The sequence below is a fragment of the Paenibacillus amylolyticus genome, assembly GCF_001570725.1.
Classification (GTDB): Bacteria; Bacillota; Bacilli; order Paenibacillales; family Paenibacillaceae; genus Paenibacillus; species Paenibacillus amylolyticus_A.
Genome location: NZ_BCNV01000001.1, coordinates 3,040,433 through 3,053,322, shown reverse-complemented (window position 1 = coordinate 3,053,322; position 12,890 = coordinate 3,040,433). Strand labels below are relative to the sequence as shown.

16 protein-coding genes are annotated in these 12,890 nt (G+C 47.1%); 15 read left to right on the top strand and 1 reads right to left on the bottom strand.

Translation table 11 applies throughout. The features are described 5' to 3' along the window. Nucleotides 1-2: 2 nt before the first annotated feature. The 12 genes from plsY to PAHA3_RS13490 all read left to right on the top strand — a co-directional run bounded on the left by plsY (nucleotide 3) and on the right by PAHA3_RS13490 (nucleotide 10,641). Nucleotides 3-626: a glycerol-3-phosphate 1-O-acyltransferase PlsY gene (gene plsY / locus PAHA3_RS13545; RefSeq protein ID WP_062835203.1), complete on the top strand. Its 624-nt coding sequence runs from the start codon at nucleotides 3-5 to the stop codon at nucleotides 624-626. Further along, nucleotides 619-1,659 carry an NAD(P)H-dependent glycerol-3-phosphate dehydrogenase gene (locus tag PAHA3_RS13540; RefSeq protein WP_062835202.1) on the top strand — a complete coding sequence of 347 codons (1,041 nt, stop codon included), beginning with the start codon at nucleotides 619-621 and terminating at the stop codon, nucleotides 1,657-1,659. The genes plsY and PAHA3_RS13540 overlap by 8 nt, the downstream gene beginning before the upstream one ends. A 103-nt stretch (nucleotides 1,660-1,762) precedes the next feature. Continuing rightward, nucleotides 1,763-2,038 (top strand): stage VI sporulation protein F, encoded by a 276-nt coding sequence (locus tag PAHA3_RS13535; protein WP_017687687.1) that lies wholly within the window; start codon nucleotides 1,763-1,765, stop codon nucleotides 2,036-2,038. Between the two features lie 173 nt (nucleotides 2,039-2,211). Beyond that, nucleotides 2,212-2,391 (top strand): DUF2768 family protein, encoded by a 180-nt coding sequence (locus PAHA3_RS13530; RefSeq protein ID WP_017687688.1) that lies wholly within the window; start codon nucleotides 2,212-2,214, stop codon nucleotides 2,389-2,391. A gap of 83 nt (nucleotides 2,392-2,474) precedes the next feature. Next, the gene (locus PAHA3_RS13525) at nucleotides 2,475-3,092 is read left to right on the top strand and encodes a hypothetical protein (protein ID WP_062835201.1); all 618 of its coding nucleotides are present in this window, start codon (nucleotides 2,475-2,477) and stop codon (nucleotides 3,090-3,092) included. Between the two features lie 17 nt (nucleotides 3,093-3,109). Next, complete coding sequence (locus PAHA3_RS13520) at nucleotides 3,110-3,460, top strand: 2Fe-2S iron-sulfur cluster-binding protein (RefSeq protein WP_062835200.1); 351 nt, start codon at nucleotides 3,110-3,112, stop codon at nucleotides 3,458-3,460. A gap of 46 nt (nucleotides 3,461-3,506) precedes the next feature. Continuing rightward, nucleotides 3,507-4,286, top strand: coding sequence for a hypothetical protein (locus tag PAHA3_RS13515; protein ID WP_082762800.1), 780 nt, complete (start codon nucleotides 3,507-3,509; stop codon nucleotides 4,284-4,286). 454 nt (nucleotides 4,287-4,740) lie between these two features. Further along, nucleotides 4,741-6,219 (top strand): stage IV sporulation protein A, encoded by a 1,479-nt coding sequence (spoIVA, locus tag PAHA3_RS13510; RefSeq protein WP_036607700.1) that lies wholly within the window; start codon nucleotides 4,741-4,743, stop codon nucleotides 6,217-6,219. 219 nt (nucleotides 6,220-6,438) lie between these two features. Next, nucleotides 6,439-7,536 carry a sugar ABC transporter substrate-binding protein gene (locus PAHA3_RS13505; protein WP_062835199.1) on the top strand — a complete coding sequence of 366 codons (1,098 nt, stop codon included), beginning with the start codon at nucleotides 6,439-6,441 and terminating at the stop codon, nucleotides 7,534-7,536. 114 nt (nucleotides 7,537-7,650) lie between these two features. Then, nucleotides 7,651-9,168 (top strand): sugar ABC transporter ATP-binding protein, encoded by a 1,518-nt coding sequence (locus PAHA3_RS13500; protein ID WP_062835198.1) that lies wholly within the window; start codon nucleotides 7,651-7,653, stop codon nucleotides 9,166-9,168. Next, nucleotides 9,165-10,151 (top strand): ABC transporter permease, encoded by a 987-nt coding sequence (locus PAHA3_RS13495; protein ID WP_062835197.1) that lies wholly within the window; start codon nucleotides 9,165-9,167, stop codon nucleotides 10,149-10,151. Before PAHA3_RS13500 ends, PAHA3_RS13495 begins: the two co-directional genes overlap by 4 nt. 217 nt (nucleotides 10,152-10,368) lie before the next feature. Further along, a complete protein-coding gene (locus PAHA3_RS13490; RefSeq protein ID WP_024630670.1) occupies nucleotides 10,369-10,641 on the top strand; it encodes an HU family DNA-binding protein in 273 nt (90 codons plus the stop codon). 66 nt (nucleotides 10,642-10,707) lie between these two features. On the opposite strand, the gene PAHA3_RS30455 is transcribed toward PAHA3_RS13490, so the two are convergent. Beyond that, a complete protein-coding gene (locus tag PAHA3_RS30455) occupies nucleotides 10,708-10,869 on the bottom strand; it encodes a hypothetical protein (RefSeq protein WP_167350886.1) in 162 nt (53 codons plus the stop codon). A gap of 147 nt (nucleotides 10,870-11,016) precedes the next feature. Between PAHA3_RS30455 and mtrB the strand changes: the two genes are divergently transcribed. From mtrB to PAHA3_RS13475, 3 genes are all read left to right on the top strand, one after another. Then, the gene (mtrB, locus tag PAHA3_RS13485; protein WP_017687697.1) at nucleotides 11,017-11,238 is read left to right on the top strand and encodes a trp RNA-binding attenuation protein MtrB; all 222 of its coding nucleotides are present in this window, start codon (nucleotides 11,017-11,019) and stop codon (nucleotides 11,236-11,238) included. 121 nt (nucleotides 11,239-11,359) lie between these two features. Continuing rightward, entirely contained in the window at nucleotides 11,360-11,911 is a 552-nt protein-coding gene (locus tag PAHA3_RS13480) for a hypothetical protein (RefSeq protein WP_062835196.1), read from the top strand. A gap of 101 nt (nucleotides 11,912-12,012) precedes the next feature. Further along, a complete protein-coding gene (locus PAHA3_RS13475) occupies nucleotides 12,013-12,876 on the top strand; it encodes a heptaprenyl diphosphate synthase component 1 (protein WP_062835195.1) in 864 nt (287 codons plus the stop codon). The last annotated feature ends 14 nt before the right edge of the window (nucleotides 12,877-12,890 follow it).

The window sequence follows — 12,890 nt, the reverse complement described above, 5'->3', positions numbered from 1 at the left end:
GTGTGATTCTACAAATCGCAGCGATTGTACTGAGTTATCTGCTCGGTTCAATCAGCTTTAGTGTCCTCCTTGCAAAAGCGATACGGGGGATCGATATTCGTCAGCACGGAAGCGGAAACGCAGGAGCTACCAATACGTTGCGTATTTTGGGTAAAGGACCGGCAATTGCTGTTCTGCTGCTTGATGTACTTAAGGGTGTTGCAGCTGTATGGATTGGAATCTGGCTGGGCGACGGTTCTGCCTGGATTCCTGCACTCAGTGGTATAGCAGCCATTGCAGGACATAACTGGCCGCTTTACTTCCATTTTCGTGGAGGAAAAGGAATTGCGACTGCCATTGGTGTTCTGGTAAGCCTTGCTTTCCTGCCTGCGTTATGTGCTGGGGTGATCGCCATTCTGTCTATTGTATTGACACGATATGTTTCATTGGGGTCTCTAATTTTTGTAGCATTTACACCCATCTTTATTTTGGTATTACCCGGATATTCAATGAATATCTTCTGGGGGAGTCTGATTATTTGTCTGTTTGCGTTCTGGAGACATCGTACCAATATTGCGAAGCTCGCCAAAGGACAGGAAAATAAATTGGGATCGAAAAACCCTGGAGGGGGTAAACGAGTTGTCTAAAAAAGTTGCTGTTCTGGTCGCTGGGAGCTGGGGAACGGCTCTGGCCAGTGTACTCGCCGCCAATAACTTGGACGTGATGATGTGGACACGTGGTGAAGATCAGGCTACGGAAATCAATAGCAAGCACACCAATACTCGCTATCTTCCGGATGCGGAGCTTTCTCCTCGGATTCAGGCAACCAATGATATGGAAGCTGCAGTGGAAGGCGCTATAGCTGTGTTAATTGTTGCGCCTTCTTCAGCCATGCGTGCAGTTACGAATCAGCTTAAGGCTTATTATAAGCCTGAGATGTTAATCATTCATGCAACCAAAGGTTTTGAGACAGAAAGCCTGAAACGCATGTCCACAGTCATTTCAGAAGAGCTGGAATGTGAAGAAGGACGTGTTGTTGTACTTTCTGGCCCAAGCCATGCGGAAGAAGTGGTGAAGCGCTGTCCAACGACAGTTGTTGTGGCCTCACTGGATAAGGCATCTGCCGAGGCGGCCCAGGCTTTGTTTATGAATGCCTATTTCCGTGTGTACACGAATCGGGACATGCTTGGTGTTGAACTGGCAGGCGCATTTAAAAACATCATTGCTCTTGGTGCAGGCATGTCCGATGGTCTTCAATTCGGTGATAATGCCAAAGCAGCGTTGTTAACTCGCGGTTTGGCAGAGATCACACGTATTGGTGTAGAGATGGGCGCAAATCCGTTAACGTTTTCGGGACTTGCCGGAATCGGAGATTTGGTTGTAACGGCTACAAGTCAGCACAGCCGGAACTGGAGAGCAGGCTCCATGCTAGGCCAAGGACAGAAGCTGGATGATGTCCTGAAGTCCATGGGCATGGTGGTGGAGGGCATTCGAACCACGCAAGCTGCCTATTTCATCTCACAAAAATACGGTGTGCAAATGCCGATTGCGGATCAGTTGTATCACGTTTTATTCCAGGAGAGACAGCCGCGAGATGCGGTTGAAGCCTTGATGGGACGTGACCCGAAGACTGAAATGGAAGTCATGAAGCTTGAAACCTGGGAGCAATGGCATTCCTGATTGTACTCATCCTAAACGCACCTTGTGAAATAAGAAGCTTATTCACCTTTTCTGCCGCGGACTCATACTATACACATGAGTATTGCCGGAGGAGGGGAGACGAATGGGTAACAACATTTCCAAAGATGCGCTGAATGCAATCAACAAGAAAACGGGTAAAACGATAACAGAAGGTGCCGTCAAGAAATTGGCAAGCACGGTGAAACCAACGACGATTCAGAATGAAGCTCAGTTGCGCCAATTGATCAAACAAGTATCCGCCATGGCGAAAGTTCCGGTATCTGAGGATACGGTTAAGGATATTGTGAGTGCGGTCAAGAAAAGCGGATTGAATCCGAGCAGTATGGAATCGTTAATGAAAATGATGATGAAAAAATAATAGATCACGCCTGCTTGTGCAGGTGATCCAGTAAGACAAAAAGACGAGTCGGCTTCTGCCGGCTTGCTTTTTTGTCTTTTTTTTGGAAAGTTAAGCTGAATTTCATGTTATAATGGTTGCAATTGTCACAGTGTCAGTGATGAATATCGGACTGAAGGGGAGACTGCTGGATTATGAGCGCAATGGACAAGATGTGGCTGTCATTGGTCGCCATCCTCATTATGGGACTATCTGTATTCTTGATTACGTTTGCTCGTGCCAAAACAAAAGGCATTGTACGGGGGATTCTTTCTTTGATTGCATTTTTGATTATGCTGATTGGTTTTTTCGGTGGAATCGCATCTCTGACCTGATTTCCTATGCCTGAAGGATAACATCCGCATAAGCACATCATAAGAACTGACACAATGAACACGGATGAGGGGAGTGTGAGCCTATGGGGCCGCATGATACGGAGGGTCGGACAGAGCGTTATCCGGAATTACACGCGGCTTTGCTGGAAACGGCCAAAGCCTGGAACACACAGCCACACACATGGTTGCTTGGAGGAAGCTGTGGGTTGTTGCTTCAGGGGGTGGAGTTGCAACAGGCTCCCAGAGATATTGATATCTATGCGGATGTTGCTGCTGCTAAGGAACTTCACCGATTCGCTCCGGGGGAAATGCTTGACGAGCCTACAGTGGATAAGACAGGACCTTACGCTTCTCTACTGAGCCACTATCAGGTTGGTGCATGTGCGCTGGAACTGGTTGGTGGTTTCGAAATCTGGGCTCGCAAAAGCTGGTACCGTATCGAGATTGAACATGTACTTGCTCCGCATGCACCAGCAGCACAATTGGGTTCGTATACCCTGCGACTAATGCCACTTGCGCATGAGTTGTTGTTTAATCTGCTGCGAGGTCGTGAAGATCGGTATGTACCCATTGCTAAACAGATGCGTGAGCAACCACATGCACATCAACCTATAATGACACTGTTAAGTCAACAGAATGTATGGACAAGCCGCTTCAGAGCCGAAGTGGAAGAGCTCGTTGGCTTTGCATGGCCCCAGTAGGTTGAGGGAGGAAAATAATGGACTATAAAGTTACTTTTTTACCTATGAACAAATCGATAACGCTCAAACCAGGTGCAACACTTCTGCATGCAGCACGACGTGCCGGAGTCAAAATAACGACCCGTTGTGATGGTAAAGCGGCTTGCCTGATGTGCAAAGTGAACGTGGACGAAGAACATCGGGCGGAACTGTACCCACCAACTGATGCAGAAAAGCGTAAGCTGGGTTCACTGTTGGAAGCAGGTACACGACTGTCCTGTCAGGCCAAGGTGTGTGGATCTCTATCGGTTCATGTTCCTGAGGACCCGCTGAAGGCAGCCATTCGGAAACAACTGGAACGTCAGCAACAGGAAGACGACTGGTTCTGAGCATTATGAAATTGATTCTCTAATGAGTTATTCAAGGAGGATACGGATGATTAGGAACAAGCCAAATTGTGTTGAAGGGAGCGGACGGCAGCGTCATATGCATCAGATGGGCGGTCTGCTGTTATTCCTGTTGTTTGCTTTTACAGCAAGTGGTTGTATGTATCCATCCCAGAGCAATTCGGACCCCAAGATCGCCTATCGGGAAAGTGTGAGTCGTATCCAGAGTGCGATAGAGACATTCCAGCAAGATGAGGGGATTTTGCCAATCATCAATGCAGATATGACTACGCCAAAATATGAAAAGTTCAGAGTGGATTTGCCCAAGTTGAAACAACTGGGGTATCTGGATGAAATACCGGGGACTGCTTTTGAAAGTGGTGGGAGCGCTTACTTCCTTATTCAGGACGAAGAAGTGAATCCGACCGTTAAAGTGATGGATCTTCTGACCGTACAGAAAGTAAACGATGTGCAACGAATGGTTAATCAATATAAGTCCGTACATGACAATAAGCTGCCAAGCGGGGAAGAACTGTATCCGGGGTTATATGCTGTGGATATGGAGCAGGCTGCTCAGGCAGGTACTCCTTCCATTACGCTGAATAGTGTATATTCGGGTCAGGCGATACCTTTTATGATGGATGACGAAGGCAAGGTATATGTGGATTATGCTTTTGACATTATGCAGGCGGTGGAAAAGTCTGACGTGTCTCCGGCGGAGAATGATGATGTTCGCGATCTTCTGTTGGAACACTCCTACTTCGTACCTGTTAAATCGGTTCCTTACGCTTGGAAAAATAATGCCCCTGTTGCACTGCCAATAAAATAAGCATGATTGCAATTTAAATGATCTATCTGTATGACCACCATGGCTCTAATGCTTTAAAAAGAGATATCCCAAACAAGGGATATCTCTTTTTTATTCTAAAATGATGAGCAGTAACAGTCATAAAAGCTTCATGGATCACATAAAGTAGATTGAAATAAAGACGCGCAGTCCGAGATCGGGGGATTCTCCTAATGTCATCACCATAAGATAAAAAAACAAAAATACGCGTCATATTGCCGCATACGGATACATAAGATGATACTAGTCCAATTGCATGTACGAGTTAACGCCGCTCTCGCCGGTTTCATCAGAATGCAACGTTCGGCGGCGGACGACTTCCGGGCACTCACAAAGGCGGCTCTACCGTTGCAGGGATTTCAGTCTTCTGATTGAAAAAACGAAGCGGATGCTCTTTAGCATTTTTCCTTCGGAGTAATTTAGGGAGGGGATTTCATTGGAGAAAGTGGACATTTTTAAGGACATAGCTGAGCGGACCGGAGGGGATATTTATCTCGGGGTTGTCGGCGCAGTCCGGACGGGAAAATCAACATTTATCAAACGATTCATGGAAACCATTGTATTACCAAACATCACAAACGAGGCAGATCGTGGTCGGGCGGTGGATGAACTTCCACAGAGTGCAGCAGGTAAGACCATCATGACCACAGAACCGAAATTCGTACCGAATAACGCAGTCCAAATCAAGGTGGCAGAAGGACTCGATGTCAATGTTCGCCTGGTGGATTGTGTAGGTTACGCGGTGGAAGGAGCCAAGGGATACGAGGATGAGAATGGTCCACGGATGATCTCCACGCCTTGGTTCGAGGAGCCGATTCCGTTCCAGGAAGCTGCTGAGATTGGTACTCGCAAAGTCATTCAGGAGCATTCTACACTGGGTGTGGTGGTTACAACAGACGGCACGATCGCCGAAATTGCCCGTAGTTCCTATGTGGAATCCGAAGAACGAGTTATTGCGGAACTGAAAGAAGTGGGTAAACCGTTTGTCCTGGTCATCAACTCGACTCGTCCTCGCAGTGAAGAAGCCCTGCAATTACGTAGTGAGCTTGCTGCCAAATACGACATTCCGGTGATGACACTCAGTGCAGCGACCATGACGGAAGATGATGTGACAGGTGTACTTCGTGAAGTGCTCTATGAGTTCCCTGTGCATGAAGTGAATGTAAACTTGCCGAGCTGGGTTATGGTACTGAACGAGACTCACTGGCTGCGCAGCAACTATGAAAATTCCGTACGGGATACCGTTAAGGATATTCGCAGACTTCGCGACGTGGATCGAGTTGTTGCTCAGTTCATGGAATATGAATTCATTGATCGCGCAGGCCTGAGTGGCATGAATATGGGGCAGGGTGTAGCCGAAATTGACCTGTATGCGCCAGATGAATTGTATGATCAGATTCTCGTGGAAGTGGTCGGAATTGAAATTCGTGGCAAGGATCATCTGCTGCAATTAATGCAGGAGTTCTCGCATGCGAAGAGAGAATATGACCGCTTCGCAGAAGCGCTGGAGATGGTCAAAACGACCGGATACGGCATCGCTGCTCCATCTCTTGCCGAGATGGCTCTGGATGAACCTGAGCTCATTCGTCAGGGGACCAAATTTGGCGTACGCTTGAAAGCAACGGCACCGTCCATTCACATGATCCGGGTTGATGTGGAATCGGAGTTCGCTCCAATCATTGGCACGGAGAAACAAAGTGAGGAACTGGTGAGATACCTGATGCAGGATTTCGAGAACGATCCGATCAAGGTATGGGATTCAGACATGTTCGGTCGTTCGTTGCACTCTATCGTGCGAGAAGGTATTCAGGGCAAGATTGCCATGATGCCGGATAATGCAAGATACAAGTTGCAAGAGACGCTGGGAAGAATCATTAACGAAGGTTCGGGTGGCTTGATCGCTATCATTCTGTAAGACATCAAAAGACCGTAAGGGGGCATCCCCTCGCGGTCTTTTTTAGTTTGATTTCTTGATTTTGGATGAAATGGATAGGAAGAATGTAACTTTCGAAAAAACTTAGCGAGTTTTAGCTTTAAATTACTAAAACCCATTTACATACTAGGGATTAGCCGTTATATTAATATTCAACTATTGTGATCGAGATCACAGAGAGTGGAACAGGGGGAAACAGAGATGAAAAGAAAAGAGACAAAATGGGTATGGTTGAGTGTGCTATTAGTATTTACATTGGCGCTGTCCGCTTGCGGAATCAAAAAAGAACCGGCAGCAACTCCGGCTTCGGGTGCATCTGATGATACACCGAAAACGGAAGCAGTCACAGGCCCTCTGAGCGGCAAACGTGTCGCACTTATTATGGAATTCAATACAGGTACTTTCTCGCAGCAATATGTACAAGGTGTCAAAGAAGAAATCGAAAAATTCGGTGGAGAACTGACTACATTTGTTGCCGATAATGATAAAGCGAAAATGGTATCCTTGCTCGATAGCGCAATTAATCAGAAATTCGATGCCATTCTGACGGATCACGGGGATTCCCTGCTGGAGCCAGGTGTGAAGAAGGCAGTAGAACAGAACATTCCAGTGGTTGTGTTCGACGCAGCCATTAGTGTTCCGGGAGCAACAGTCCTGTCGCAGGATGACCAGAAGATGGCTGAGCTCACGCTGGAGCAAATGAAAAAAGATATTAATGGACAAGGCAACATCGTTAAAGTATGGGTAGCTGGTTTCGCGCCGATGGAACGCCGTCAGATCGCATATGGTGAATTCTTGAAAGCAAATCCGGACATCAAGGAAATAGCGACATTTGGTTCTGCACAGAACCCGGCGCTGGATACTCAAGCCAAAATGGAGGCTATTCTCAAGCAATATCCAAAAGGTGAAATTACAGCTGTATGGGCTGCATGGGATGAGTTCGCCAAAGGTGCAGCACGTGCCATTCAACAAGCCGGACGTGACGAGATCAAAGTGTATGGTATTGATATGAGTGATGAGGATCTGCAAATGATTCAGGACCCGAAAAACCCTTGGGTTGCTTCCGCTGCGGTTGATCCTACAGACATCGGACGTGTACAAGTTCGTTATGCTTATCAGAAACTGAACGGGGATGAGACGGAAGATGCAGTAGTGCTTAACCCGGTCTATGTTCAACGTGAAGCTTTGCCGGATAAACAAATCTCCACTTCAGAGCTGTCGGAGTTCGTGGAAGGTTGGGGAGGCAGTACACAAGGAATCAAGGATTGGATGAGCGAATACGGTATTACTGCTAAATAAGCAGCGTAAGGGAAGCGCGCCGCAAGGCGCGCTTTTTCCAACCATAATAAAGACACGTGAGATATGGATGAGAAAAGGGATGCTCCCGGAAGGGAACGATTGGAGGTTAACATCATGAGCACTGCACCAACTCTGCTTCAAATGGAACATATCCACAAGCAGTTTTCAGGCATTCCTGCATTGAAGGATGTGGATTTCTCTGTAAAAGGCGGGGAGATTCATGCGCTGCTGGGTGCCAATGGTGCCGGTAAGAGCACGTTAATGAAAATTCTGTCCGGTGCCTATCAATTGGATCAGGGTACGATTCAGTTGAGTGGACAAGCGCTTCACTTGAGTTCCCCGGGAGACGCGAAGGCAAGTGGGATTCACTGTGTGTATCAGGAAGTGGATGCGGCACTGGTGCCACAGCTGACGGCTGCGGAGAACATTATGCTGGATCAGTTGGCTTCATCTGCTGGAGGCTGGTGGAAGAGTCCGCGGAAGCTGCAACAGCGTGCGGTTGAAGCACTGAAGCAATTAGGAGCAGACATATCGGTTCACCAAAAAGTAGCCTATCTGACACTTGCAGAGAAACAGATGATATTGCTGGCACGGATTTTGATTCAGGATGCCAAGGTCATCATTTTTGACGAACCTACTGCACCGCTCAGTCAGGAAGAAACGGATGCATTTTTCCGCATTGTTCATCTGCTGAAGGAGCGGGGTGTAGCTTGTATTTTCATTACCCACCGCCTTGCTGAAGTGACGGGTCACTGTGATCGCGTTACGGTTATGAGAGATGGGCAACATGTATTTACCGGTGAAGCGAAAGGACTGACTATTAACGACCTGGTCACACAGATGTTGGGCAAGCCGTTTGAAGAAGAGTTCCCGAAGACGGAAGCACCTGTGGGAGAGCTGCTATTGGAAGCGCGTGGGCTACGTCGTGGAGTGAAGGTCAAAGGTGTTGATCTCTCAGTACGCCGAGGTGAAGTCCTCGCTGTCGTGGGTCTGGTAGGGGCTGGGAAAACAGAAAGCTCTCGTTTGCTCATTGGCGCAGATCGACTGGAGGGAGGCGAGATCCGGCTTAACAACCGTAACCTTCGCCTGTCTCAGCCGGCGGATGCGGCGGCTCTGGGGATCGTTTCTGTACCGGAGGAACGACGCAAACAGGGAATTCTGATCCAGGAGAACGTGGAACGGAATTTAAGCCTGCCTTTGCTTAGTCGCCTCAGTACATTAGGTTTCGTAAACCGCAAGCGGGAGCGTCAGAATGCGGAATCATTGGTGAAACAGCTCGGAATCAAGACATCGTCCGTGAAACAGGAAGTGAAATATCTAAGTGGTGGTAATCAGCAGAAGGTGGCCATTGGCAAATGGCTTAATGCGGATGCGGATGTATTTATATTTGATGAGCCAACCAAGGGAGTAGACATTGGGGCGAAAAGTGACATTTTCCGCATCATTAATGAACTGGCCTTGGCGGGTAAGGGCGTAATCTATTTCACCTGTGAACTGGATGAAGGCATGGGGATCGGTGACCGTATCGCTGTTATGTGCGAAGGTGTTATCGTTAAAGAGTTCAAACGGGGCGAGACTAATCAAGAACAGCTGCTATACTATGCAAGCGGTGGACAAGAGGTGCAATCATGAAGGATAAATCACTGGATTTTGCGTTCCGTTATGGGGCGATTATTGTTATCATAGGTGTTATCGCATTTTTCGGCATTAAATTGCCTTATTTCTTTACGTACAGTAACTTGACCGATATTTTGGGCTCGATCTCTATCGTTACCTTTGTAGCGATTGGTGTTACGTTATCTCTCATAGTTGATGGATTCGATCTCTCAGTGGGGGCGACGGTCTCATTGACCACCGTTGTTACTGCTTCGTTAATGATTTGGTATCAGCAGCCACTAGCGATTGTCATTATTGTGCCACTGATTATCGGGGCTGTTATTGGTTTACTGAATGCTTTACTGATCGTAAAATTGCGTATTCCGGATCTGCTGGCGACCCTTGCCACGATGTACATCATCGGCGGCATTCACAAAACGTATGCGCAAGGATATACCATTTACAATCATATGCAATTCCCTGATGGAAGCAAAGCTGCGGGAGAGATGGACCCGACATTTCTGCTTATAGGGCAGGGTAAATGGCTAGGTATGCCGATATCAGTTATTCTGCTACTTATTGCAGTAATAGGTGTGCATATCTTTTTGACGTATACGAAATACGGGCGCCAGATGTACATTACGGGCGGTAATGAAGAAGCGGCACGTCTGTCCGGAATCAAGGTGAAAAAGGTGCGTACACTCGCCTATGTAGCCGCTGGAGTGTTTGCGGCAATCGGTGGTATCATCTATGCTTCCAAAGTAGGTTCTGGTCAAATAGATGCGGGATCACCGTTGTTAATGGAATCCGTAGCCGCTGTATTTGTCGGTTTCTCTGTGTTTGGCGCGGGTAAACCGAATGTCATTGGAACCTTCATCGGTTCGGTTCTAATTGGTGTTCTCGTGAACGGTTTGACAATGATGAACGTACAGTATTTCACGCATGATATTGTAAAAGGTGGGGTTCTCGTGCTCGCTCTGGCAGTTACATTTTACGTCTTAAACCGCAACCGGACTTGAAATTGTGGGCTGTCTGTATTAGTATGAAATTTGTTCGGCGTCTGAAATCCCCGTGGTTTCAGGCGACATTCTGCCGAAAATGACTGTTGACCGCAGGCGGAGATTTGTGTTCATCGCTCAAGATGTACGTAGATTTTTTGCGTATGAACGTATATTTCGCTATAAAACGGAAACACAGTATAACATTCAGGACATTGATACAGGAGGTGAAAAACAAATGAACAAATCAGACTTGATTACACACGTATCCGAAGCGACTGAATTGTCCAAGAAAGATGTAACGAAAGCGGTTGATGCCGTATTCGAAGCAATCTCTGAGGCTCTTCAAAGCGGAGATAAAGTACAATTGGTTGGTTTTGGGAACTTCGAAGTTCGCGAGCGCTCTGCACGTAAAGGACGCAACCCGCAAACAGGTGAAGAAATCGAAATTCCTGCGAGCAAAATTCCTGCATTCAAACCAGGTAAAGCGCTCAAAGACGGAATTAAATAAGATTTCTACATATTCCATATGTCGACAAAAAGACCGTGACTTGTTCACGGCCTTTTCTTTTGCCCTTTAACGATGATTCTTCTGGTTATCCGAGTGTTCAGGATCATCCGGTTGTCCGGCATAAGCAACGAGAATCAGTTCTTCGCCAGCAGCTGCAGACAGATGCTGTTCAATTTCTTTTAACTGATGAATATGCTCGTCTGTAAGTGCAGCAGGGGTGTATCTCATGCAGATTCTCCTTTCTGTGGCTGTACAACTGTAGTATGACCCGACGATAGCCTATTCTTGCGGTTCATTCGTATAAGGCGCTGGTTGACAAATGAAACAATCTTAATCATCATTAACGCTATCGAACGAAAGAAGGGGACATGCGTGATGGATCATCCAACCGGCAATGATTATATTGTAATTAAGGCAGAGGAAAATGGTGTCCAGGTGATCGGATTAACCCGAGGTCAGGATACACGTTTTCACCACACCGAGAAATTGGACAAAGGTGAAGTGATGTTTGCTCAATTTACCACCCATACTTCAGCTATTAAAATCCGGGGCAAAGCCACGCTGATTACCAAGCATGGTCAGATTGAATCGGAGTAATGCACAGGTTGAATACGCTCAAATGAAGATTGCAGGCATAGCCTGCTTTTTTTCATTGTACAATGAGGTATGAGCCTTTACCGGACAGACTACACTAACAGGTAAAGGCAGGGAGGCGTATATGAAACCGCGGATGATTGTTACTGCTTCAATCCTGGCAACGGTTGCGGCGGTCTTTCTGCTTGTTGCGATACAAACCTTACATATGCGTACATGGGGCGGGGAAAACGTACAACCTGTCTCTGCAACACATCATCCAGTCCAGCTAACGGATGACAACCTGGTTGACGTGCTAAGCTCCCTGCAACTATCTACACCCATTGCAAGAGTGGAATGGAAACAGTCTATTTTGAGACTGGATCTCAAGGTTAAAGGCACGGCTACGAGTTACACCGAAATCTATGAGAATATGGCAGCTGTGGCGGATTTGGGCTTTCGGAGTCTGGACAACGTGGATCAGGTGCTGCTACGTGTGATGGCAGAAGATGAATGGATGCATAAACGACATCTGTTGCTTGCTGCTGATATTCGGCGTGGAGAATGGCCACTGTATGCGATTGAAACATTACGGAACTGGAAAAGTGCGGCCTTTTCGGATGAATTGAAGGACTGGTTTCATTTGATGGAGACCGAACTCTGGAAGAAGCAATTCGAAATGACAAGTCAAGGGTAATAGAATAGCAGGATTCAGTGCGTGCCCGATCAACATATGCTATAATATATAAGATTGTAGTGCAGAAATGGTTTAACAATGTTAAGGCTCGGAGGCTGAGAATGAATTCATATCGCGTACCCCAACTAGCAAAGAAATATACGGATTACGACATGATTCGACAACATACGGAAATCCCATCATTTCCGGATAGCCGGGCACGTCTGTTGCAGGTTTTTGTGGGCCGCACAGACGAAAAGGTGCATCAAGAGCTATATGCTCTTGCAACTTCGCTCGTTCAGTTGGCCATGGATACGCATGATCGAATCGATACCATTTCCGGTGAGCGAAGAGAGCAGGAGATGCGTTCACGCCAGTTGAATGTGCTCGCCGGAGATTATTTAAGTAGCCGTTTCTATCAATTGCTTGCCCATGCAGGCAAAATTGAAATGATTGGCAAACTCAGTGCTGCTGTATCCGAAGTGAACGCACGCAAGATGACGCTGTATGAACGGATGAAGAAGCTTCTCGTTTCGGCTGATGAATACTTGCGTGAAACGGTACAGCTGAGGATGCAGCTGTTTCTTTCATTTACAGGCATGATTCAAGATAAGGAAGAGTCCTTATGGAACAGCCTGTTGACCGAATTCAGCTCCTGCGAAACGATCGTGGAAGAACTGAAGCGGATGAATGACGAACAACAATTTCTTCACAGCTATGCATACTGGCACATATACGAGTACGGTAATGACGATGAGCGCAGTGTGCTGCGTCAGTCTGAACCAGATGCACGTGTATGGAACGCTATGGTGCTGAAGCATAGGGTTGGCGAGGTTCTGCTGGACAAGCTTCGCGAATGTACACACCGCATTCAACTGTTGTTGCAAGACGAGGAAGGGCGGATGGGCTTGCATGAGATACATGCAATTCTTGAGCCGTACTTAACATATTTGCAGCCTTCACATGCGGCAGTAAGGGAAGATTGAGGGGGAGACAGACG

Excerpts from the sequence above, each read along its gene's own strand:
- PAHA3_RS13535 (WP_017687687.1), top strand. The coding sequence starts at position 1,763 with ATGGGTAACAACATTTCCAAAGATGCGCTGAATGCAATCAACAAGAAA.
- PAHA3_RS13530 (WP_017687688.1), top strand. The coding sequence starts at position 2,212 with ATGAGCGCAATGGACAAGATGTGGCTGTCATTGGTCGCCATCCTCATT.
- PAHA3_RS13525 (WP_062835201.1), top strand. The coding sequence starts at position 2,475 with ATGGGGCCGCATGATACGGAGGGTCGGACAGAGCGTTATCCGGAATTA.
- PAHA3_RS13520 (WP_062835200.1), top strand. The coding sequence starts at position 3,110 with ATGGACTATAAAGTTACTTTTTTACCTATGAACAAATCGATAACGCTC.
- PAHA3_RS13515 (WP_082762800.1), top strand. The coding sequence starts at position 3,507 with ATGATTAGGAACAAGCCAAATTGTGTTGAAGGGAGCGGACGGCAGCGT.
- PAHA3_RS13505 (WP_062835199.1), top strand. The coding sequence starts at position 6,439 with ATGAAAAGAAAAGAGACAAAATGGGTATGGTTGAGTGTGCTATTAGTA.
- PAHA3_RS13500 (WP_062835198.1), top strand. The coding sequence starts at position 7,651 with ATGAGCACTGCACCAACTCTGCTTCAAATGGAACATATCCACAAGCAG.
- PAHA3_RS13495 (WP_062835197.1), top strand. The coding sequence starts at position 9,165 with ATGAAGGATAAATCACTGGATTTTGCGTTCCGTTATGGGGCGATTATT.
- PAHA3_RS13490 (WP_024630670.1), top strand. The coding sequence starts at position 10,369 with ATGAACAAATCAGACTTGATTACACACGTATCCGAAGCGACTGAATTG.
- PAHA3_RS30455 (WP_167350886.1), bottom strand. The coding sequence starts at position 10,869 with ATGAGATACACCCCTGCTGCACTTACAGACGAGCATATTCATCAGTTA.
- mtrB (WP_017687697.1), top strand. The coding sequence starts at position 11,017 with ATGGATCATCCAACCGGCAATGATTATATTGTAATTAAGGCAGAGGAA.
- PAHA3_RS13480 (WP_062835196.1), top strand. The coding sequence starts at position 11,360 with ATGAAACCGCGGATGATTGTTACTGCTTCAATCCTGGCAACGGTTGCG.
- PAHA3_RS13475 (WP_062835195.1), top strand. The coding sequence starts at position 12,013 with ATGAATTCATATCGCGTACCCCAACTAGCAAAGAAATATACGGATTAC.